General features: G+C 60.8%; 24 protein-coding genes and 1 pseudogene. 12 read left to right on the top strand and 13 right to left on the bottom strand.

Annotated features, from left to right (window positions below; translation table 11 throughout):
- Window positions 1-143: 143 nt before the first annotated feature.
- Entirely contained in the window at window positions 144-860 is a 717-nt protein-coding gene (locus ABL914_RS11825; protein ID WP_391563388.1) for a tRNA (guanine(46)-N(7))-methyltransferase TrmB, read from the bottom strand.
- Between the two features lie 170 nt (window positions 861-1030).
- On the opposite strand from ABL914_RS11825, the gene ABL914_RS11820 reads away from it, so the two are divergent.
- Window positions 1031-2485: an amidohydrolase family protein gene (locus tag ABL914_RS11820; protein ID WP_391563387.1), complete on the top strand. Its 1455-nt coding sequence runs from the start codon at window positions 1031-1033 to the stop codon at window positions 2483-2485.
- Between the two features lie 232 nt (window positions 2486-2717).
- On the opposite strand, the gene ctrA is transcribed toward ABL914_RS11820, so the two are convergent.
- The 5 genes from ctrA to dksA form a co-directional block, all read right to left on the bottom strand.
- The gene (gene ctrA, locus ABL914_RS11815) at window positions 2718-3413 is read right to left on the bottom strand and encodes a response regulator transcription factor CtrA (protein ID WP_391563386.1); all 696 of its coding nucleotides are present in this window, start codon (window positions 3411-3413) and stop codon (window positions 2718-2720) included.
- A 341-nt stretch (window positions 3414-3754) separates the two neighbouring features.
- Complete coding sequence (locus tag ABL914_RS11810; RefSeq protein WP_391563385.1) at window positions 3755-4144, bottom strand: DUF4112 domain-containing protein; 390 nt, start codon at window positions 4142-4144, stop codon at window positions 3755-3757.
- A gap of 73 nt (window positions 4145-4217) precedes the next feature.
- Complete coding sequence (locus tag ABL914_RS11805; protein ID WP_391563384.1) at window positions 4218-5705, bottom strand: ABC transporter substrate-binding protein; 1488 nt, start codon at window positions 5703-5705, stop codon at window positions 4218-4220.
- A gap of 47 nt (window positions 5706-5752) precedes the next feature.
- Window positions 5753-6112 carry a PilZ domain-containing protein gene (locus ABL914_RS11800; RefSeq protein WP_391563383.1) on the bottom strand — a complete coding sequence of 120 codons (360 nt, stop codon included), beginning with the start codon at window positions 6110-6112 and terminating at the stop codon, window positions 5753-5755.
- 115 nt (window positions 6113-6227) lie between these two features.
- Window positions 6228-6686: an RNA polymerase-binding protein DksA gene (gene dksA / locus ABL914_RS11795; RefSeq protein WP_391563382.1), complete on the bottom strand. Its 459-nt coding sequence runs from the start codon at window positions 6684-6686 to the stop codon at window positions 6228-6230.
- Window positions 6687-6988: 302 nt separating this feature from the next.
- On the opposite strand from dksA, the gene ABL914_RS11790 reads away from it, so the two are divergent.
- Window positions 6989-7318, top strand: a complete 330-nt coding sequence (locus ABL914_RS11790; protein WP_391563381.1) for a hypothetical protein — start codon at window positions 6989-6991, stop codon at window positions 7316-7318.
- A gap of 53 nt (window positions 7319-7371) precedes the next feature.
- Here the strand turns inward: ABL914_RS11790 and ABL914_RS11785 are convergent, their stop codons facing one another.
- The 5 genes from ABL914_RS11785 to ABL914_RS11765 are packed head-to-tail and all read right to left on the bottom strand — an operon-like array spanning window position 7372 to window position 10621.
- Window positions 7372-8496 carry a GNAT family N-acetyltransferase gene (locus ABL914_RS11785; RefSeq protein WP_391563380.1) on the bottom strand — a complete coding sequence of 375 codons (1125 nt, stop codon included), beginning with the start codon at window positions 8494-8496 and terminating at the stop codon, window positions 7372-7374.
- Entirely contained in the window at window positions 8493-9272 is a 780-nt protein-coding gene (locus tag ABL914_RS11780) for a glycerophosphodiester phosphodiesterase family protein (RefSeq protein ID WP_391563379.1), read from the bottom strand. Before ABL914_RS11780 ends, ABL914_RS11785 begins: the two co-directional genes overlap by 4 nt.
- Entirely contained in the window at window positions 9244-9705 is a 462-nt protein-coding gene (locus ABL914_RS11775) for a RidA family protein (protein ID WP_391563378.1), read from the bottom strand. Before ABL914_RS11775 ends, ABL914_RS11780 begins: the two co-directional genes overlap by 29 nt.
- A 9-nt stretch (window positions 9706-9714) precedes the next feature.
- A complete protein-coding gene (locus tag ABL914_RS11770) occupies window positions 9715-10329 on the bottom strand; it encodes an HAD family hydrolase (protein ID WP_391563377.1) in 615 nt (204 codons plus the stop codon).
- Window positions 10330-10333: 4 nt separating this feature from the next.
- Window positions 10334-10621 carry a DUF3572 family protein gene (locus ABL914_RS11765; protein WP_391563376.1) on the bottom strand — a complete coding sequence of 96 codons (288 nt, stop codon included), beginning with the start codon at window positions 10619-10621 and terminating at the stop codon, window positions 10334-10336.
- A 17-nt stretch (window positions 10622-10638) separates the two neighbouring features.
- Here ABL914_RS11765 and ABL914_RS11760 point away from each other — a divergent pair, with 17 nt between their 5' ends.
- The 6 genes from ABL914_RS11760 to ABL914_RS11735 all read left to right on the top strand — a co-directional run bounded on the left by ABL914_RS11760 (window position 10639) and on the right by ABL914_RS11735 (window position 16066).
- Complete coding sequence (locus ABL914_RS11760) at window positions 10639-11016, top strand: response regulator (protein WP_391563375.1); 378 nt, start codon at window positions 10639-10641, stop codon at window positions 11014-11016.
- Between the two features lie 74 nt (window positions 11017-11090).
- Window positions 11091-11330, top strand: a complete 240-nt coding sequence (locus tag ABL914_RS11755; RefSeq protein ID WP_391563374.1) for an acyl carrier protein — start codon at window positions 11091-11093, stop codon at window positions 11328-11330.
- A gap of 9 nt (window positions 11331-11339) precedes the next feature.
- Entirely contained in the window at window positions 11340-12557 is a 1218-nt protein-coding gene (gene spt / locus ABL914_RS11750) for a serine palmitoyltransferase (protein ID WP_391563373.1), read from the top strand.
- Complete coding sequence (locus ABL914_RS11745) at window positions 12550-13344, top strand: GDSL-type esterase/lipase family protein (RefSeq protein WP_391563372.1); 795 nt, start codon at window positions 12550-12552, stop codon at window positions 13342-13344. Before spt ends, ABL914_RS11745 begins: the two co-directional genes overlap by 8 nt.
- Complete coding sequence (locus ABL914_RS11740) at window positions 13341-14105, top strand: SDR family NAD(P)-dependent oxidoreductase (protein ID WP_391563371.1); 765 nt, start codon at window positions 13341-13343, stop codon at window positions 14103-14105. Before ABL914_RS11745 ends, ABL914_RS11740 begins: the two co-directional genes overlap by 4 nt.
- 392 nt (window positions 14106-14497) lie before the next feature.
- Complete coding sequence (locus ABL914_RS11735) at window positions 14498-16066, top strand: winged helix-turn-helix domain-containing protein (protein ID WP_391563370.1); 1569 nt, start codon at window positions 14498-14500, stop codon at window positions 16064-16066.
- Between the two features lie 3 nt (window positions 16067-16069).
- Here the strand turns inward: ABL914_RS11735 and ABL914_RS11730 are convergent, their stop codons facing one another.
- Window positions 16070-16723 (bottom strand): glutathione S-transferase family protein, encoded by a 654-nt coding sequence (locus ABL914_RS11730; protein ID WP_391563369.1) that lies wholly within the window; start codon window positions 16721-16723, stop codon window positions 16070-16072.
- The gene (locus tag ABL914_RS11725) at window positions 16720-17361 is read right to left on the bottom strand and encodes a YqaA family protein (RefSeq protein WP_391563368.1); all 642 of its coding nucleotides are present in this window, start codon (window positions 17359-17361) and stop codon (window positions 16720-16722) included. Before ABL914_RS11725 ends, ABL914_RS11730 begins: the two co-directional genes overlap by 4 nt.
- 193 nt (window positions 17362-17554) lie before the next feature.
- Between ABL914_RS11725 and ABL914_RS11720 the strand changes: the two genes are divergently transcribed.
- The 4 genes and pseudogenes from ABL914_RS11720 to ABL914_RS11705 form a co-directional block, all read left to right on the top strand.
- Window positions 17555-18028, top strand: a complete 474-nt coding sequence (locus ABL914_RS11720) for a hypothetical protein (RefSeq protein ID WP_391563367.1) — start codon at window positions 17555-17557, stop codon at window positions 18026-18028.
- Window positions 18018-18470 (top strand): annotated as a pseudogene (locus ABL914_RS11715) (terminase large subunit domain-containing protein); the annotation flags it as partial. The gene ABL914_RS11720 and the pseudogene ABL914_RS11715, both read left to right, overlap by 11 nt.
- A gap of 46 nt (window positions 18471-18516) precedes the next feature.
- The gene (locus ABL914_RS11710) at window positions 18517-18873 is read left to right on the top strand and encodes a DUF2793 domain-containing protein (RefSeq protein ID WP_391563366.1); all 357 of its coding nucleotides are present in this window, start codon (window positions 18517-18519) and stop codon (window positions 18871-18873) included.
- A gap of 193 nt (window positions 18874-19066) precedes the next feature.
- A partial coding sequence (locus ABL914_RS11705; protein ID WP_391563365.1) for an outer membrane protein occupies window positions 19067-19809 on the top strand: 743 nt, incomplete at its 3' end.

The raw sequence follows: 19809 nt of genomic DNA, 5'->3' as shown, positions 1-19809 counted from the left end.
TTTTTTCGCCTCCAGACCCGGCGTCCAGCAATCACCCAGCAATCACCGGGTAATCACCGAGGCGGAAACTGCCGCCAAGGGACGAAAACTGTAGCGTAGGTAATATGCTGATATAACTCGGTAATTCTACGCCAGAGGTATCCCTAAATACGCCTCCAGCGAAAATACCACACCTCGTGCCCATAAACGGTGCGGGCCTTGTGTTCATAGCGCGTCTCGGGCCAGCCGGGCGGACGCTTCTGGAAATCGCCGGGGCCTTCGATCAGCCATTCAAATTGATGGCGGTGGCGGCGCATGATCATCAGCGCATGGCGAATATAAACCGGATGGTCCGTGCCGAAGCGGAATTCGCCGCCCACTTTCAGTTTGGCCGCGAACAGATTGACCGGGCCATCGTTCATCATCCGCCGCTTGGCATGGCGGGCCTTGGGCCAGGGATCGGGATGCAGCAGATAGAGAAAGCTCAACGCGCCATCGGGGATCCGCCGCAGCACGTCCAACGCGTCTCCGTGATGGATCCGGACATTGCCCAGCGGCGGATGCTCGCCGTTGTCTCCATCAACATGGGTGAGCGCCTGCGCAACGCCATTCAGGAATGGCTCGGCTCCGATAAAGCCGTGGTCGGGCAGCATATCGGCGCGGCCCGCCATATGCTCGCCCCCGCCAAAGCCGATCTCGAAATGTAGCGGGCGATCATCGCCGAACAGCACTTGCGCGGTGATCGGCCCATCATCCGGCATCGCAATCCGCGGCAACAGCGTATCGACCAGCCCCTGCTGGCCGGCCCGCAAAGGCTTGCCCTTGGCGCGGCCGTAGAGGCGGTTGATCGTGGTCGGATCGCCGGATTTGTGTGCGCTCATGATCAGGCGCGATGGCAGCGTCATCGCGCCGGGTCAATGGACCGATCAGGCACTATCGAAACGATGCGGCCCGAAGACGGTGCTGGAAATTCTCTGGAGACCTTTGCCATCCCATGACCTAGCATGCGCAAATAGCTGAACCGATCCGCACCACAACTGGGGATTTTGAGATGACCCATTCCATCCGCATTCGCAAAAGCCCGATCTTGATCGCCGGCTTCGCTTTTTGTGCTGCCCTGCTTTGCCTGCCGATTTCGATGGTGCAATCGCAACGCTCGCCTGGCACGCCGGCTGCGCATTCCTTGACCGCGATTGAGCATGTCACCGTCGTAACGATGACAGAGCAAGGCACCGTGCTGCGCGATGCCACCGTGATTATCGACCAGCAACGCATTGTTGCTTTGAGCGGCCCCGTGCCGCGCGGGGCCAAGCGGATCGATGGCAGAGGAAAATGGCTGATCCCCGGGCTTGCCGATATGCACGTCCATCTGCCGTCGGACGGATCGATGCGCCCGCCCAAGTATCCAACCGAAGAACCGGCCATGTTTTTCGATACCCAGGACATAATGACTCCGTATCTTGCCAATGGCGTGACCCAGATCATGAATCTGGATTCCGTTGCCGCGTCGGTTGGGCAGCGCAACGCCATTGCCAGGGGCGAAGTTCTTGGCCCGCATATGGCACTGGCTGGCGTTATCAACGGAGGAAAAGGGCGCGGGCGAATTGCGAATACGCCATCCGATGGGCGCCAGGCGGTTCGCGACCTTCAGGGCGAAGGCTATGATTTCGTCAAGCCTTATTCCGATCTGAACGTCGATACATTCCTTGCGATTGTCGATGAAGCCCACAAGCGCGGCCTTAAGGCCGTCGGGCATATCCCTGACGCTTTCGAGGGCCAGCTTGAAAGCGCCTTCGTCCCCGGTTTTGCCATGGTTGCCCACGCCGAAGAATTTTCCAAGCATTCGCAGGATTTCACAGATGCGGATGCGGCCCGCTTTGCCCGGCTGGCGAAAAAGAACGCGACCTGGGTCGCCCCGACGCTGGTTACAATACGCTGGATCGCCAGCGAAACCCGCTCGCTCGACGAGATGAAAGCGTCGCCGCATCTGAAGTATGTCCACCCCTTGCTGCAAAGCAAATGGATCGTCGCCAACCGCTATAACAAGAACTCTACACCGCAGCTCATCGACTATTTTGGCCGGATGGTGGTGTTTCACCAGCGTTTGGTTCGCGCGCTTAAGGCAGAAGGCGTTCCCATGGTGACCGGATCGGATGCGCTTACGTCCGGCGTTGTGGGCGGCTTTTCGCTGCACGAGGAACTTGAGTTGCTGGTGGGGGCCGGGCTGACCAACCAGGAAGCGCTTGCTGCGGCCACGCGGCTTCCGGCGCAATGGCTTGGGGTGCACGGAGATCGCGGCACGATCGAAATCGGCAAGCGGGCCGATCTGGTTCTGCTGGATGCCGATCCTTTGATTGCTATTGCCAATAGCCGCCGGATCGCAGGCGTGTTCCTGAGCGGCCGCTTCATCAACCGGGCCCGGCTGGATGCCATGATGGCCGATCTGGCGCAGCGCAACACCGCTGCAAAACCGCAGTATGATTGGAACGCTTTGCGAGGCAAGTAGCGCCCTGGAGCGCCGTGCGGCATATCTGACCCACCCTGACGGAGCCGATTTTGGTTTGTGGGGAGGCGCGAGGAGTGAGCGATGCCGTAGCATCGTGATCGACGAGCAACGCTGTCCACGGGCTCTTTCAGGGCAATCAGGGTGGAGCAGATATACCGCACGACGCTCTAAACCAAAACGGCCCGCCGGATGGGGCGGGCCGTTCTTGGTGACGAAAATCGGGTAGTTTGAATTAGGCGGCTTGCTGTTCTTCGCCCGGATCGCGCAGCACATAGCCGCGGCCCCAGACGGTTTCGATGTAGTTTTCACCATTGCAGGCATGCGCCAGTTTCTTGCGCAGCTTGCAGATGAACACGTCGATAATCTTGAGTTCGGGTTCGTCCATCCCGCCATACAGGTGGTTGAGGAACATTTCCTTGGTCAGCGTAGTGCCCTTGCGCAGCGAAAGCAGCTCAAGCATCGCGTATTCCTTGCCGGTCAGGTGGACCCGGGCGCTATCAACCTCAACGGTTTTGGCATCAAGATTCACGGCCAGCTTTCCGGTGCGGATGACCGATTGCGAATGGCCCTTGGAACGCCGCACAACCGCATGAATCCGGGCGACCAGTTCTTCGCGGTGGAACGGCTTGGTTACGTAATCGTCGGCGCCGAAGCCAAAGCTGCGGACCTTCGAATCCATTTCCGAAATGCCTGAAAGGATCAGCACCGGCGTTTGCACTTTGGCCACGCGGAGCTTCTTCAGCACATCATAACCATGCATATCAGGCAGGTTAAGATCGAGCAGAATGATATCGTAATCGTAGAGTTTGCCGAGGTCCAAGCCTTCTTCGCCCAAGTCGGTCGAATAGACATTGAAGCCTTCAGTCGTCAGCATAAGTTCGATAGCCCGGGCCGTAGTCGGCTCGTCTTCGATCAGCAACACGCGCATGGGTAGTCCCCTTTTGCCCCGATTTTGCGTTTCACAACCCTTTGGTAAGGGGTGTTGAGCGCCATTAACCATATGACCAATGAAAGAGAAAGGTTAATTTCTCGTAAACAAAGGAAATCCGGCGAGTCGCAGCGTGCTGAAAAATGCTGCTCAGGCGTTCTGCTTGCCTGGCTCGGTCCGATCGCGGCTTTGCTTGCGGTCGATCAGCTCGATCATGAGCTTGGTTTTGGGACCGGGTATTGATGCGATGAACATTCCGATCGCAATCATATAGCCGCCGCCTTTGGCGCGCCTGGTGTGTTATTGCGGCGGATCAACCCGCCGCTGCGCCGCCGGTCCCTTCAACCCTCGATCACCTTTGTTCCGGGGTGATGCTTGTCGAGGTGCTTGCGCACGATTTTGAGGTTGCGGCTGTTTGAGCGGTAGACGAAGTCAAACAGATCGCCGGCAACAGGAACGGCTCCAAGCAGCGCATCAATGCCGACATTGCCGGCCATGCGCCACAGCTGCCAGCGCGGCATATTCAGATTGCGCGCTTCCCAAACAAGGTAGAGTCCCATGGCGGCGGTGATTACATCGCCGGCCACCGGGATCAGCCCGAGCAAGGCATCCAGGCCGACCTTGCGGCCCACCACCGGCAATTCAACCAGCCCTTCAAGCAGGCGCTCGAGCGCCTCGAGGCGTTGCCGCACCGAATTTGCGTCGTTGCCCAGCGGCAGGTGCGCGCCCATCCGGCGCAAGCGTTCAGGTCCAGCCATCGATTACGCCAAGCCTTCAAAAACGGAGCCAGAGTGTCCGCCGGTCCTATTTGGGGAGTATTGCCATCGGCATCAAGGGATGGATTGCCCAGCGGTTGGGCGCGAAGCCAGAAATGCTGGCGCTGATCAACGACCAGCGCACGGGTACGCCAAACGGGATATAGCTGTTGGTGATCGTCAGCTGTGCTTCGGCGCTGGCGTAAAAATCGGCCCGCTTGAGCGGATCGGGTTCGATCAGCGCCTTGTCCACCAACTGATCGGCGGTTTGGTTGCACAGCTTGTTGGTGCCGCTGCAGGCCAGCTGATCAAGAAACCAGGCCGGCGCAGCATAGCGCGCCACCACATCGACCAGCCGCAGATCGGCATCTGCGCCGGTCGCCACGCGCCGTGTATCAAGGCCGATCGCTTTCAGATCCTGGGCAATCCGTTCAAACAGCAGATCGTTGCCCGGCCCCGAAGCCATTGCGATCCTGAGCGGGCCGATGTTGCGAGTGCCGCCCTTCCAGCGGGCGATCCGCGAAGTGGCAAGCGCGCGGCGTTCCTCGATTGTGCGCCCCACCCAGCGTTCGCCAACCGAACCGTTATCGCCGTCAAGCCCCGGTGTGACCACCCGGGTGGTTGCCGTCCAGCCGCCCAGGTTGATCATTGAACTTAGCGCCTCGCGATCGATCGCCATAGCAATCGCCTCGCGGTTCTCTGGCAGCGAAAGCAACCCATCGCCATGCACCACAGATAATCCGAACAGGCCTTGGACCGGATCGAAGCGGACCGAGCCAAACGATATGCCGGCGCTGTCAATCCGGGGATAGTCAGCAAATGTGCCGCCCAGCACCAGATCGATATCGCCCGCGGCAAACAGCTTAAGCGCAGTTTGCGCAGAGCTGGCCGAAAAACGCAGCCGCCGGGTATGTTCCTGCCAGCCTTCCTCCGCCGGCAGCCCGCGATCTTCGGGCGCGATCGGGCGCAGCAGAACGCCCGAAAGCTTGATCTCCTTATCGCTGGTGCGCTTGCTGGTCATCGGCCCTGCGCCGCGCCGGTTGTGAACCAGGCCAAGCTCTGGCTGGGCCAGCAGTTGCAGAAAATCGGGCATTGGCTGGTGCAGCCTGATTTCGATGACCCGCCCGGCCATCGCCTTGATTTCATCAATAACCGCGATGTTTGAGCCAAGCGGCTGCCCGCGCTGGGCGGCGATCGCTTGCTGCAGCGAAGCCTGGGCACTTTCGGCGGTAATCGGGCTGCGATCACCCCATTTGCCGTCGCGCAGGCGGAAAATATAACTCAGGCCATCATCGGTCACGATCCAGCGATCGGCCAGCGCGGGCACAACATTGCCCTTTTCATCGAAGGCCACCAGCCCTTCAACCGTTGCGGCGCGCAGCAGGCGCGCGGCATGGGGCATGCGGGCATCGGCTGAAAACAGGGATTGCGGATCGCCAATCGCAACGATCTGCACCGGCCGGTCATCCTTGCCAAAGCATCCGGTCAGGCAGGCGAGCAGCGCCACAAGCGCTAGGGATCGAACAGTATGCGGCATGGCCGCACCAGCATTAGGGGTTTAGCGCGCCCGCGCCAAGCGCGCCGTCAAATCTTGCGCAGCGCGCCGGCTCCACCAGTGGCCAGCGGCGGCCGGACAAAGCGCGGGGTGGTTTCGCCGGGAACCGCAGGGGCCCGAACCACAATGGGATCAATTTCTTCCCGAAAGGCAACGCCAAAGCGGCCTTCCTGCACCCAGGCTACCGATCCTTCGACCCAGCCGATGTTGCGCAGGTTGGTCCAGGCCAGCTGGCCGCGTTGGACGATTGTGGTGCATTCGGCCATCATCCCGCCCGATGATAGATTGCGCACGCGAACGCGCTGTTCGCCCTCGATGCCATCGATGCGCAGGTCCGCCATCACGAACAGGCTGTCGCGCGCTATCTGGCGATGCTCGCTGTTATCCATGGCCGTTCTCTCAATCTCCAGCACCAGTCACAATTGACTGCAGCCGGTACTACCAGCGCTTGTTGTGAGAAAGCTAAACCGAAAGGGCAAAAAACGGGTTAACGCGGCAAGCTGTTCAATCGTCTCGAGAAATCTTCTCTCGGCGCTCATGCGCCTCTTGCGCTTCAACTGTCATGGTGGCGATTGGCCGGGCTGACAGCCGCCCCAGGCCGATCGGTTCGCCGGTAACCTCGCAAAATCCGTATTCGCCTTCTTCAATCCGGCGCAAAGCCGAATCGATCTTGGAGATCAGCTTGCGCTGGCGGTCACGGGTGCGAAGTTCAATGCCCCAGTCTGTTTCGCTTGATGCCCGGTCGTTAAGATCCGGCTCGCGGATCGGGCCATCCTGCAACTGCTGGAGGGTGTCTTGCGATGCACTATGGATCAGCTTCTTCCATTCCATCAGCAGCCGCCGATAGTAGTCGAGCTGCGCTTCGCACATATAGGGATCGCTATCGGCGGGGGCATAATTGCCTGCAATCGCGCGTTTGGCCTTGGCCAGGACATCGATTTCTTCGCCAAGCACAGTCGTCATAAGCTCTCCAAACAACACTGGCCGGACTGCGGGTCCTGATGGCCCCGGGTTTTCCCGACGACCCCACGATACCGGACCGAGGCGCCTATAGGCTTGGGTAGAATCCCACACAAGCGCCAATCGGCATGGCAGCTAGAATGGTACACATTAGGCCGCGATGAACGGCTTTTGCAGCGACCAGTCGGCAAACTGTCACACCGCAGCGATAGAAAACGCCAGCCGCATTAATCTTTTGTTGACCATGTTCGGCAAAGTTCAGCCCATCGGCGGAAAGGGAAATCCGCCCAGAGGGGGTTATTGAGATGAACACTGCCTGGAACAACATCGGTCCGGTCGCTACAGCCGACGAACGCCGCGAAGATCTGCTGGTGGCAAGCTGCCTGGCTGCTGCCGCCCAAGGCGAAACCAGCGCCTATTACGATCTTGGCGTTGCCTATTCGACCGGAAGTCACGGGGTCGATTGCGATCTGATCGAAGCCCACAAGTGGTTCAATCTGGCGGCCGTTGGCGGGCACTGCGAAGCCCAGATGTGCCGCGCTGACATTTCTGACGAGATGACCGCCCGCGAAGTGGCCGAAGCCCAGCGCCGGGCCCGCGAATGGCTCAGCGCATCGGCCCGCAAGGCGGCCTGATACCAGCCTGGTCAATCCTGGAGGATCAAGGCCAGTTCCGGCCGGTTTGGCGGTTACCCGCCCTTCCTGAACGGTGTGCGGGCCTCTAGAAAATTTCGATCGGCGGCGATACCGGCCCGTTCGCGCTCAAGAAAGTCGGCCACCGCCTCGCGAAAGCCGGGGTGGGCGATCCAGTGGGCAGACCAGGTTTCTACCGGCTCATAGCCCCGCGCCAATTTGTGCCCGCCTTGCGCGCCGGCCTCGACCCGGGACAAGCCAAGCCCGATTGCAACGTCAATCGCCTGGTAATAGCACAGCTCAAAATGCAGGAACGGCTTGTCGATCCGGGCCCCCCAATACCGCCCATAGAGTGTATCCGGGCCAATGAAGTTGAGTGCGCCGGCCACCGGTTCGCCCTGGATGAAGGCCAGCACCAGCACGATTGAATCGCCCATCCGCTTGCCCAGCAGATCAAACGCCGCGCGGGTCAGATAGGGTTGGCCCCATTTGCGCGATCCGGTGTCCTGATAAAACAGCCAAAAGGCATCCCAATGCTCTGGCAGGATTTCATCGCCGCGCAGGGCCTGAATATCCACGCCTTCCTGGGCGGCGGCGCGCTCCTTGCGGATGTCCTTGCGCTTGCGCGAAGATAGCGCACCAAGGAATTCCTCGAAATCGCCATAGCCGCGATTTTCCCAGTGGAACTGAATGTCGCTGCGCGCCAGCCAGCCAGCGGCCTTGAACAGGGCTAGCTGCTCTGGCGCAATAAACGTGGCGTGGGCAGACGACAGGCCGTTCTCTTCGCAGACCTGCTGTGCCGCCTTCAGCAACGGCCCTGCCAATGCCGGATCGGCCAGCAACAGGCGCGGCCCGGTGGCAGGTGTAAACGGCGCGGCGATCTGCAGCTTGGGGTAATAGGATCCGCCGGCGCGGTGCCAGGCATCGGCCCAGCTGTGATCGAACACATATTCGCCCTGGCTGTGGGCCTTGAGATAGGCCGGCAGCGCGGCAATCAAGCGCCCTTGGGCATCGGCGATGGTGATCGGGGCGGGCGTCCAGCCGGTGCCCGGCCCAACCGAGCCGGATTCCTCCAGCGCCGTCAGGAAGGCGTGGCTGACAAACGGATTGCCGCCAGCCAATGCATCCCATTCGGTCGCGGGCAAATCGCCAACCGCGCTGCCGATCCGCGCTTCGATCACACCACGCCTGGCCCTTCGGCAATCGGGGAGTCGGCGTGTTTTTCAGCGCGTTCGCGGTGATCGGCATTGCGCACGGTCCAGCTTAGCACGGGCAAGCCGCGCGCGCGCTGGCCGGCGGCAAAGCGGCTTGGCAGATCGCGGATATCATAGGCCAGAAAATCGGGTCTGGCATGCCACAGGCCCAGCCGGCGGCGGATCATGCCTGGCAATGCCTTGTCGTTTTCTTCGGTAACAACCAGCCCGCGTGAGGTCAGCTTCGAATGATCGGCAAACCAGCGCACCACACGGGGATCAAAGCTCATGATCGCGTGGGGGCCATGATAACCTTCCAGATCTCGCCGCACCGCCAGGCACAGCGCACTGGTGCGGCGGCTGGTGCGGATCGAAGACTTGATCTCGATCAGCAGCGGTACCTTGCCGCCGATCTGATCGAGCAGCTGGCGCAACGTGGGGATGGTGTCGGTGCTGCCAGACAGCACGATCCGGCCCAATTGTTCTGCGCTTCGATCGGCCAGCGGGCCTTGTTCGGCGGTCAGCCGATCCAGTTCACCGTCATGGAACACGATCGCCCGGCCATCACTGCTGCGCTGAACATCGCATTCGATCCCCATGCCTTTGGCGATCGCGGCGGCAAAGGCGCTGGGCGAATTTTCGGGCACGCCGCTGGAATGCAGACCGCGGTGCGCATAGTCGCATGTGCTCAGCCACGCGACCTTTTCAGGCTTTGGCGGCGGACTGCGCCAGCGGTCAAGCAGGGCGAACGGCGACAATTGCATCGATTTCCACCGCCACGCCCAGCGGCAGGCTGGGAACGCCCACCGCGCTGCGGGCGTGCTTGCCCGCTTCGCCAAACACCGCCACCATCAATTCCGATGCGCCATTGGCAACTTTGGGCTGATCGGTGAATCCTGCGGTTGAATTGATGAAGGCGCCCAGCTTTACGATCCGCTCAATCCGATCAAGCGAGCCAAGCGCGGCTTTCAGCTGGGCCAAAATCATCAAACCGCAGCCTTGCGCGGCTTCGATGCCCTGTTCCAGCGAAACATCCTCGCCCAGCCGGCCTTTGATCAATTGGCCATCCACGAACGAGACCTGCCCGGAAACATGGGCCAGTCCGCCGGCCACAACCACCGGGACATAGGCCGCGACCGGGGCGGCGGCCTGGGGTAGAATGATGCCGAGTTCGGCAAGTCTTGCGTCAATGCTCATCGGTCCATCCTACAATCGCGATAGCAGCCAAGGCAAGGCGTGCTCCCAAGTATCGATCCGGGCATGGGCGTGGCCCATTTCAAACCCGCAAGCGATATGCGGGGCGAGTGTTGGTTCACCACATAGGTGAAGGCGATCTATCTGGGGAACCATTTCGGCTGCTGAACCGTGGTGCTGGGCCAGATCGTCGATGAACACCGCCTTGGATGGCTGGTACTTTTCCAGAATCGCCTGCAGCGCCGGGCCTTTGGGCCCCTGGTTGGTGAAGACCGGCAGATCGAGCCCATGGGCCAGCAACTGCTGGCGGCGCGGCTCGTTGTGGCGGTCGGTCAGGTTGGTCAGGATCACCACGTCAGCGTGGTCTTTCAGCGTGTTCATCGCGTTGACCGCGCCTGCAATCGGGGTCTGGCGGTGCATCTCACCGTCAAAAAACAGCCCCAGCAAGCGCCAGATTTCCTCCGGCGGAACCGGATCGCCGGTTTGCTTGTCGCGGATCGCCTTGCCGAAATCGTTGCCGACCAGCTTGAACGAGACGGGCTGCGTCTCTTCCAGCCACGCGCCAAACGGCACGATCATGTGCAGCAACACTTCGTCGCAATCGCTGATGATAAGCGGCCTTGCCATAATGCTACAAATTCTCCCGTGCAGCCGCCAGCTCGGCCGGATCAACCCCAAGGTGCTGTGCCGCTGCGACCAGATCGGGTTCGTAGCTGCCAAGAAACTCCAGCACCGCGCCAAGCACCGCTGGATCATCCAGCCCGGCCCGCAACATATCGGCATCAAGCCCGGTCAGCGCCAACAGCCGTTCGGCCCGAATGCTATCGCTCAACACCCAGCCCAGCGCACCCAGCGCCAGGGCCTTGGGATCATGGGCCGGGGATTTGGGTTCACGCAGAATTGTCAGAGACTCCGGCACGGGCTAAGGCTTCGCTCATGGCAAAGCGCATCCTTGTTGTCGAGGACAACGACCTAAATCGCAGGTTGTTCTGCGACGTGCTGAAGGCGCATGGCTATGCGGTGGAGCCCTGCGCCGATGGCTTGCTGGCACTCGATGCTGCGCGGCAGTTCGTGCCCAACCTGATTATCATGGATATTCAGCTGCCCAATGTTTCCGGCCTCGATCTGATCGAAATGGCCAAGAAAGACGCAACCTTGCGCCCGATCCCGGTGCTGGCCGTTACCGCCTATGCCGGCAAAGGCGATGAAGAACGGATCCGCGACGCCGGGGCCGAGGGCTATCTCGCCAAGCCGGTCTCGATCGGACCGTTCATGGCGGCTGTGCGGGGGTTGGTGGAGAAAGCTGCGGTCTGATAAGGGTTCCGCCCCTTTTCCGCCCCATTCATCGGCCAATGCGCCGCAAAACTTATCAGGAGTACCTCACGACCATGGACCGCGCTGCAATCGCCGAGAAGATCGCCGAGCTGATCGCCCCCTTCAACAAAAAGGGTGTGGCGATCAGCGACGCCAGCACTTTTGCTGGCGATCTGGAATTTGACAGCCTGACGGTGATGGATTTCGTCGCTGAAATCGAAGATGCGTTCGATATCATCATCACCATGAACCAGCAGGCTGAGATCGAGAATTACGGCCAGTTGATCGATGCTGTGACCAAACTACAGGGCTGAGGACACTTTATGACCGACCTGTTTTCCAAATTCGACCCCTTGATCGAACAGCGCCGCGCGCTGCTTTCAACCGGGCTCACCGATCCGTTCAATCTGGTGATGGAGCAGGTCCTCTCGCCCACCGAAGCCGTTTGCAATGGCAAGCCGACGATCCTGCTTGGCACTTACAACTATATGGGCATGACCTTTGATCCCGATGTGATTGAGGCTGGCAAGCAGGCGCTGGAAGATTTTGGATCGGGCACCACCGGCAGCCGTGTGCTCAACGGCACGTATGCCGGGCATCGGCTGGTCGAAGAGGCGCTGAAAGAATTCTACGCGATGGACCACGCGATGGTCTTTTCCACCGGCTATCAGGCCAACCTGGGCATTATCAGCACCATTGCCGGCAAGGGCGATTACATCGTGCTCGATATCGATAGCCATGCCAGCATCTGGGATGGCTGCAAGATGGGCGATGCCGAAGTGGTGCCGTTCAAGCACAACGATATCGAAGCGATGGACAAGCGGCTGGGGCGCATTCCCGAAGGTGCCGGAAAGCTGGTGATCCTTGAAGGCGTCTATTCGATGCTGGGCGATATCGCGCCGCTGAAGGAAATGATCGCGGTTGCCAAAAGGCACGGCGCAATGGTGCTGGTTGATGAGGCACATTCGATGGGCTTTATTGGCCCCAACGGGCGCGGCGTGGCCGAGGATCAGGGCTGCCTGGACGATGTCGATTTCGTGATCGGTACGTTTTCCAAATCGGTCGGCACGGTTGGCGGCTTCTGCGTATCGAACCATCCCAAGTTTGAGATCATGCGGCTGGTCTGCCGGCCTTACGTGTTCACCGCCAGCCTGCCGCCTTCTGTGGTCCACACCGCCGCCACTTCGATCCGCAAGCTGATGCATGCCGGCAACAAGCGCGCGCACTTGTGGGAAAATTCCAAGATCCTGCACCAGGGCCTGCGCGATGCCGGGTTCCAGCTGGGCACTGAAACGCCGCAATCAGCGATCATCGCGGTTATCATGCCCGATCTGGAACGCGGCGCGATGATGTGGGAAGCGTTGTTGCACGAGGGGCTCTATGTGAACCTCGCGCGGCCACCGGCAACGCCCGCGAACATGACCCTGCTGCGTTGTTCGCTGTGTGCTGAACATACTGCGGAGCAGGTCCAGACGATCATCGGGATGTTCAAGCGTGCCGGTGAGAAATCTGGAATCCTCGGGGCCGGGATCCTTGGCTAAGTGGCTGGCAGCATTCGTGCTGGCGATCATGGCGGTTCCGGCCATGGCTGATACGCCGCCGTCAAACGCCTATCCGCCGCCGGGCATGATGGACAATGCCTGCCCCGCCAGTCATGACGGGCTGTGGGCGCTTGATCCCAAAGTGCTGCAAAACGACTGGGCCTGGCGCTGCCGGTTTGTTGAGGATAACGCCCGGATCGATCCGGCCAATCCGCCGCGTGCGGTGTTCATTGGCGATTCGATCACCGAAGGCTGGATCAAGGCCGATCCAGATCTGTTCGCCCATGGTTTTGTGGGCCGCGGCCTTTCAGGCCAAACCAGCGCGCAATTGGTGGTGCGGTTCTGGCAGGATGCAGTGGCGCTGCATCCCAAGGTTGTACACATCATGATTGGAACCAACGATATTGCGGGCAATACCGGACCGACGACGCCCGAAGCCTACAAAAACGCAATCCGATCGATGGTGGCCATGGCCCGGGCCAATGGGATCGCGGTGGTGCTGGGCTCTATCCCGCCAACCGATCATTTCGATTGGGCCGGCCATCACCAGCCCGCACCTTGGGTGGCCACGCTCAACGCCTGGCTGCGCGATTTTGCCGAGGTTGAAGGGCTGTCCTATGCCAACTATTATGCCGCGCTGGTTGGCCCCGGCGGCGCTTTTCCGCGTGAATTTGCGCCCGATGGGGTCCATCCCAACCCGGCCGGATACGCAGTGATGCGCCCCATCGCCGAACGCGCCGTGGCCGAAGCTGAACTAAGATCGGTCAAGGGCAAGCGCCGCAAATGAGCCGGCGCCTGGCCGGAAAGCGCGCGGTGATCACTGGCGCAGCGCAAGGGATCGGCAAGGCGATAGCCCATGCCTTTGCCGGCGAAGGCGCAGAATTGCTGCTGGTCGATTGCGATGCTGCGCGGCTGGCCGAAACGGCAGAGGCGCTGGCCCAGGAAGGGCTGGTTGCTGATCTGGCCCTGAAGGACGAAGTCGGCCGGGTGTTTGCCCGGGTGGACGCGCGCTGGGGCGCACTTGATCTTCTGGTCAACAATGCCGGGGTTACCCATGCCGCCGCGCTGTCCGATCTGACCGAGGAGGATTTCGACCGGGTCTTTGCCATCAACCTCAAGGCGGCGCTGTGGGCCACACAGGAAGCCGCGCGCTTGATGGACCAGGGCAGTGCGGTGATCAATATGAGCTCGGTCAATGCGGTGCTGGCGATCCCCAATCAGATTCCCTACACAATATCCAAAGCGGCCTTAAAGCAACTGACCAATGTAACCGCATTGGCACTTGCGCCCAAAGGCATCCGGGTCAACGCGATCGGCCCCGGCTCGATCATGACCGATATGTTGCGCGGAATTATGAATGATCGCGCCGCTGAGGATCGAATTTTCAGCCGCACCCCGCTGGGCCGCTGCGGCGAGCCAGAGGAAGTGGCAGCCGTTGCGGTGTTTTTGGCCAGCAATGAGAGCAGCTATATCACCGGCCAGACGATCTATCCCGATGGCGGCCGGCTCGGGCTCAATTACACCATGCCGGTTCCCCGCCCTGAATAGGTAGAAAGCCCATCGGCCTGGCAAAAACAAATTCGGCCTCGTAGCAGGCCGTTTCGAGCGCTGCATACGAAGCCGAGTCTGTTGCCGCCCATTGGGTCGCGTAACGAGCAGCATCCATTCCGCCAAGCAATGTCAGCGGTTTGTGCAATTGTGATTGCCATGATCTGGCTTATTGCGAAAGGGTCTCAACCCGATGATTTCCCGATGATCGCTGACAATAGTCGCTATCTGGGCATCACCTGCTGATGCTGGCTTAGCCGATTTTCGTTGCAACGCGGCAAATTCAAACGATAGATCGGGGATTGGAAAATGGGGCAACAAGCAGCTTGAAGTCGCGCGAAGACGATACTGCGGAACAGGATTCCGGAAGCAGCGCAGGCCCGCAAAGTGGCATGACTGACGCTTTGCGCCGTCCGATCGAGTTGAAATCCGCCCCGGCCTTCCAGATTGGAGATCTGGCAGTATCGCCGGCGATTCGCCAGGTCGTCTATCCCGATGGGGAGGCTGAGCGGCTTGAACCCAGGGTGATGGAATGTCTGATCGCGCTCTACCGGGCTGAAGGCATCGTGCTTAGCCGTGAAGATCTGACTGCGGCGTGCTGGCGCGGGATCGTGGTGGGAGAAGACGCGATCCAGCGGGTGGTCCAGCGGCTGCGCAAAGTGGCGGCGCGGGCTGGCTCTTTCCAGATCGAGACGATCAGCAAAGCGGGCTATCGGCTGGTTGGGCCAGCCAGTGCAGATGAAGGCGCGCGCGGCGATGCACCCAGCCTGGCGGTCTTGCCGTTTGCCAACCGGTCTGGGTTGGCAGTTGATGAAGGCTTTGCTTTGGGTATGGCTGAAGACCTCGTTCACGCGCTCAGCCAGGGCGTGAATGTGCGGGTCATCGCCAGTTCGGCAACCGCGCGTTTTCGTGACAAGCCGATTACGGATTATCCCGCAACCGGGTTGCGGCTTGGTGTACGCTATTTTCTGGGCGGCAACGTTCGGCGCAGCGGCGATTTGCTGCGGGTTACCGCCGAACTGATCGAAGCGGCCAGCGGTGCGATCGCCTGGACGCAGCGGTTTGAACGGCACATCGATGAATTTGCGCAGTTGCAAGGCGATCTGGTGACCGAAGCCGCCGCCGTGCTGGGCGCAACAATCTATAAGCTTGAAATGGACCGGGCGCTGCGCAAACCCAGCAACCTCACCGCCTGGGAATGCATCGCGCGGGCGCTGGCTGCGATCCGCGAGTATGGCGCGGAATCGCTGATGCGCTCGATCAGCGAAAGCCAGCGGGCGATTGATATCGCGCCCGACTATGGCTTTGCCCGGGCGATCCACGCCCAGACCATTTCCGGGGCCTATCTATCGATCAGCACCCCCGATCCGGAGAGCGAGCGCGAGATTCAGCAGCATATTGACCGGGCCTTTGCGCTGGATCCCGATCATGCTGGATCGCTGGCGGCGATTGCCACGGCCAGCGCCTATATTGGCCGTCCGGCCGATGGCTTGCCGCGCGCGCTGCGGGCCATTCGTTTGCGTCCTGGGCATGGCCTGGCCCATTATGCCGCCGGAGTGAACAGCCTGCTGCTCAGCAATGAACAAGCCGGGCTTGGTCATTTGGACGATTTCCTCAAGGTCGAACCGGAAAGCCATTTGCACTACATCACCCATGCCTGGCGGGGGATATCACATGCCAGGCGCAAGGATTTTGATGCCGCGCGCGGCGCTTTCGATGCGGCATTCCAGCTCTATCCGGGGCAATTTATCGCGCTGCTGGTGCTGACCTGCCTCGAGCATGCCGAGGGTAATTCCGCAGCTGCGACCAAGCATCTGACCAGCGCGCGCGAATTGGAACCGTCTGTTACCCTGGCGCTTTCCCAAGCCCGGATCGGCCGATTTTTCGCCGGTTCACCGCAGCTTGATGCGATGCTGGTCGCGATAACGCAGTTGTGGCCAATGGTTACCAACGAACCTTGATACTCAAACCGGCAGATCGGGCCCAGCGGCCTGCGCGGCTTTGGCCCGCTTGAATCCATCGCGCTGGCCAAGCCGTTCCAGATAGTCCTGCATGCCCTGGCCAACCTGCGCATCAAGCCCGATGTTGAGCGCAAGCATCACCGCATAGCCAAGAGAAATATCGGCCATGGTAAAGCGCCCGGCGCAAGCGAACGGGCCCTCGATCAAACCCTCCGCCGCGCGCAGGCGCGATCCGAACCACTGGGCATAGTCCTCTGCCGCTTGCGTCACGCGGCGCTCGGGTGGCTCAAGACGGGTGTAGCGCAAATGGATCGTCTGCGGGAAGGTCAGCGTTGCCTCGCCCATGAACAGGAAGTTCATGTAGGCCGCATAGTCCGGCTCTTCCGGGGCAAGCGCCAGTTTGGACGGTCCAAACCGGCTGGCCAGCACATGCGGGATTGCGGCGCTTTCGGTCATCAACTGGCCGCCAATGAAGCAGGCTGGCACCGTGCCCAGCGGGTTAAGCTGCTTGTACCCTTCCACCCGAAAGCGCGGCGGGAACGGCATCAGTTCCAGCACATAGGGTAGCCCGAGCTCCTCCAGCGCCCACAATACCCGGAACGAGCGGGCATCCTTGCAATGGTACAGCGTGATTGCCTGGCTGGAAGGGGATGTCACCGGGCGGCTTCGGCGCTGGCTGCCGCTTCACACTTGTGGCCGCCTTCCTTGGGCCCGCCGCCCAGCAAGGTAATCGCGGCAAAACCTGCAAGCACCAGCACCACGAAGCCGGCGGTCGCCAGCCCCAGGTACTTGTCGATAAAGGCCTTGATCGGTGCGCCAAACAGCCGGAACAGAATCCCCACGAACAAGAAGCTGATTGAGCGTGAGATGATAGATCCGGCGATAAACCGCAGCAGATCCATGCCGATGAACCCGGCAGTAATCGTCAGCAGCTTGAACGGGATCGGGGTCGCGCCCTTGGCCACGAAGATCCAGAAGCCATATTCGTTGAGGTAGCAGGCGGCCTTGGGAAAGCTTTGGGTCAGCCCCAGCCAGGCCAGCAGCTGCGTGCCTACCGTATCATAAAGGAAGTGGCCAATCGCATAGCCCAGCATCCCGCCGGCCACCGATGCCAGCGTGGCGATCACGGCAAAGCGGATCGCCTTCCTGGGTTCGGCCAGGCACATGATCCCCAGCAACGGGTGGGGCGGGATCGGAAAGAAGCTGGCTTCAACAAAAGCAAACAGCGCCAACCACCATTCGGCTTGGCGGTGGACCGCTTTGGCCATGGTCCAATCATACAGCCTGCGCAGCATTCAAATTCCCCGTCTGGTTCGCAGCCTGCTTAGAGAGCGCAGCGCAGCGCCACAAGTGATCAATCTGTGCAACTGACTAACCATAATGGTTCATTAGTCTTGACATCGTAACGCTAATATGGCACAAATATGGAACATCGCGATATACCGATTCGGATCGGCCCCGCTTTTCCCCTGGCAACAGGTTCCCAGCATGACGAAACGCAATTACACCCGCGGCAAGGCGGGCAATCTTACGTGTGAGCGCCGCAACACGCGCTGGCGCACCAATTTCATCGAAGCGCTTGCTTGTACATCGAACATCACCGCCGCAGCCGATGCCGCAGGCATCAACAAGAGCCTGGCCTATGCCGCCCGGCGCAAAGAACCCGAATTCGCCGCGCACTGGATCAAGGCGTTGTGTGAGGGCTATGATTTGCTTGAAATGGAGCTGCTGGGATACCTGCGAAATCCCGATCCCGATCGCAAGATGGATGTCGCCAATGCGCTGCGGGTGCTGGCCGGGCACCGCGAGGCGGTGGCCCGCCAGCGCGCTCTGATCGACGACCGGGATGAACAGGAAGTGCTCGATTCGATCGACGCGATGATCGATGAGATGCGCCAACGATCGGCCGCGAATGCCAAATTGATCGCCGATGGCAGCAAGAGCGGCGCCGATGAAAAGTGATGGCCGTGCGGCCTATCTGCAAGGTCTGCCGCCAGCCGAATGCCGGGCGCTGCTTGAAAAGATGTGCCCGCGCCAAAGGCGTTCCTTGCGTACGCACTGGCAGCTTTGGGCGCACCCCGGCCAATTGCCGCCAGCTGGTGACTGGCACAGCTGGCTGATCCTGGCCGGGCGCGGTTTTGGCAAGACCAGGGCCGGGGCGGAATGGGTTCGCGCGGTTGCCGAAAGCAATCCCGAAGCCAGGATCGCACTGGTCGCGGCATCGCTGATTGAGGCGCGCAGCGTGATGGTGGAAGGAGAAAGCGGGCTGCTGGCCATTGCCCGGCGGGGCTGCCGGCCACGGTTTGAACCATCGCGCCGGTTGCTGACCTGGCCGGGCGGGGCCCAGGCCATGCTCTATTCGGCCGGTGAGCCCGAAGGCCTGCGCGGCCCCCAACACAGCCACGTTCGCCGGCCAGGCTCAAAAAGAAGGTTTCGTCAACGAATTTGCAGTGCGGGTTGACACTCTGGTTCACGCTGCCGTCGAAACAGAGCTGGCCGCACCTCCTGCTGCGCCGGTCGATGGCCAATGCTGGTTGGTTTCAAGCGGTGCCAGTGGTGGCTGGACCGGCAAGGCAGGGCAGATTGCCGCGCGCCAGGCCGGAAACTGGATTTTCGTTGCGCCGCGCGATGGGATGCGGGTCCTCAACCGCGCGACGGGTCAGGAAATTCGCTACCAGGGCGCGTGGTTGGCTCCCGGCAGACCAGCGACCCCCAGCGGCGGCGCGACAATCGACACCGAGGCTCGGGCCGCCTTGGCCGCGCTGATGGCTTGCCTGACCGATGCGGGAATCATCCCAGCACCCTGACTTCAATCAGCCCCCCGCTGACCGAGCCGAACCAGTCCATCCGACCTATTTCCGCGTCGTTTCGTGTGGTTCCTGCGCCAAATCGCGACATTATTACAACAGTTAGGCCGTTTGCCCGCTTGCGTGGGCACAGGCTTGCAGTTAGACACTGCGCACTCGGTGGCTCAATCCTAGTCAAAAGGGGAATTTCATAATGCGCAAACTCATCATTGGGATGGCGCTGGCAACTACGGTCCTCGCTGCGCCGGCTTCGGCACGCGACGATTCGTGGTACATTGAAGGTGACTTCGGTGTTACGCTGGTAGAAGATATGCACGATCTGGTGTCGACCGGAAATGGCACGCTTAGCGGCAAGACCGGCTACGATGTCGGCGGTATCGTTGGTTACGATTTCGGCGGCTTCCGCCTCGAAGCAGAAGCCAGCTATCGCCGCGTGGGCGCTCAGGATTTCGCTCCTTCGCCTTCGATCAATTATAACAGCCCCAACCTCACCGGTCATGCCAGCGCGCTGAGCTTCATGCTCAACGGCCTGCTTGATTTTGGTGCTGACGATGGCCTTCAGGGCTTTGTTGGCGGCGGCGCCGGTATCGGCCGCGTTGATGTTGATGCACGGACCACTACTCCAAGTGTCGTCTGGGCTGACGATTCTGACAGCGGCTTCGCTTGGCAAGCTCTTGCCGGCATCCGCTATCCGATCAGCGACAATATCGATCTGGGTCTGAAGTATCGCCTGTACAATCAGGACAATGTCGAGCTGCTGGGTCAACAGCGCGCTCCGGTTAGCACCCGCTTCCGGTCGCACTCGCTGATGATGACGCTTGGCTATAACTTCGGTGCTCCGGCTGCTCCGCCGCCGCCGCCGGTTGAAGTGGTAGACGTTCCGCCGCCACCGCCGCCGCCGCCGCCGCCTCCGCCGCCGCCGCCGCCGTGCAACAA

The organism is Novosphingobium sp., from assembly GCF_040079535.1.
GTDB lineage: Bacteria > Pseudomonadota > Alphaproteobacteria > Sphingomonadales > Sphingomonadaceae > Novosphingobium.
Note: the sequence above shows the minus strand (reverse complement) of the source record. Positions and strands in the feature narration are given on the sequence as shown.

Bases quoted from the DNA above. Each gene is read 5' to 3' on its own strand.
- ABL914_RS11775 (WP_391563378.1), bottom strand. From the start codon at position 9,705: ATGAGCATTGACGCAAGACTTGCCGAACTCGGCATCATTCTACCCCAG.
- ABL914_RS11825 (WP_391563388.1), bottom strand. From the start codon at position 860: ATGAGCGCACACAAATCCGGCGATCCGACCACGATCAACCGCCTCTAC.
- ABL914_RS11805 (WP_391563384.1), bottom strand. From the start codon at position 5,705: ATGCCGCATACTGTTCGATCCCTAGCGCTTGTGGCGCTGCTCGCCTGC.
- ABL914_RS11740 (WP_391563371.1), top strand. From the start codon at position 13,341: ATGAGCCGGCGCCTGGCCGGAAAGCGCGCGGTGATCACTGGCGCAGCG.
- ctrA (WP_391563386.1), bottom strand. From the start codon at position 3,413: ATGCGCGTGTTGCTGATCGAAGACGAGCCGACTACGGCCCGGGCTATC.
- ABL914_RS11790 (WP_391563381.1), top strand. From the start codon at position 6,989: ATGAACACTGCCTGGAACAACATCGGTCCGGTCGCTACAGCCGACGAA.
- dksA (WP_391563382.1), bottom strand. From the start codon at position 6,686: ATGACGACTGTGCTTGGCGAAGAAATCGATGTCCTGGCCAAGGCCAAA.
- ABL914_RS11810 (WP_391563385.1), bottom strand. From the start codon at position 4,144: ATGGGCGCGCACCTGCCGCTGGGCAACGACGCAAATTCGGTGCGGCAA.
- ABL914_RS11720 (WP_391563367.1), top strand. From the start codon at position 17,555: ATGACGAAACGCAATTACACCCGCGGCAAGGCGGGCAATCTTACGTGT.
- ABL914_RS11820 (WP_391563387.1), top strand. From the start codon at position 1,031: ATGACCCATTCCATCCGCATTCGCAAAAGCCCGATCTTGATCGCCGGC.
- ABL914_RS11735 (WP_391563370.1), top strand. From the start codon at position 14,498: ATGACTGACGCTTTGCGCCGTCCGATCGAGTTGAAATCCGCCCCGGCC.
- ABL914_RS11780 (WP_391563379.1), bottom strand. From the start codon at position 9,272: ATGCAATTGTCGCCGTTCGCCCTGCTTGACCGCTGGCGCAGTCCGCCG.
- ABL914_RS11760 (WP_391563375.1), top strand. From the start codon at position 10,639: ATGGCAAAGCGCATCCTTGTTGTCGAGGACAACGACCTAAATCGCAGG.
- ABL914_RS11770 (WP_391563377.1), bottom strand. From the start codon at position 10,329: ATGGCAAGGCCGCTTATCATCAGCGATTGCGACGAAGTGTTGCTGCAC.
- ABL914_RS11755 (WP_391563374.1), top strand. From the start codon at position 11,091: ATGGACCGCGCTGCAATCGCCGAGAAGATCGCCGAGCTGATCGCCCCC.
- ABL914_RS11725 (WP_391563368.1), bottom strand. From the start codon at position 17,361: ATGCTGCGCAGGCTGTATGATTGGACCATGGCCAAAGCGGTCCACCGC.
- ABL914_RS11800 (WP_391563383.1), bottom strand. From the start codon at position 6,112: ATGGATAACAGCGAGCATCGCCAGATAGCGCGCGACAGCCTGTTCGTG.
- spt (WP_391563373.1), top strand. From the start codon at position 11,340: ATGACCGACCTGTTTTCCAAATTCGACCCCTTGATCGAACAGCGCCGC.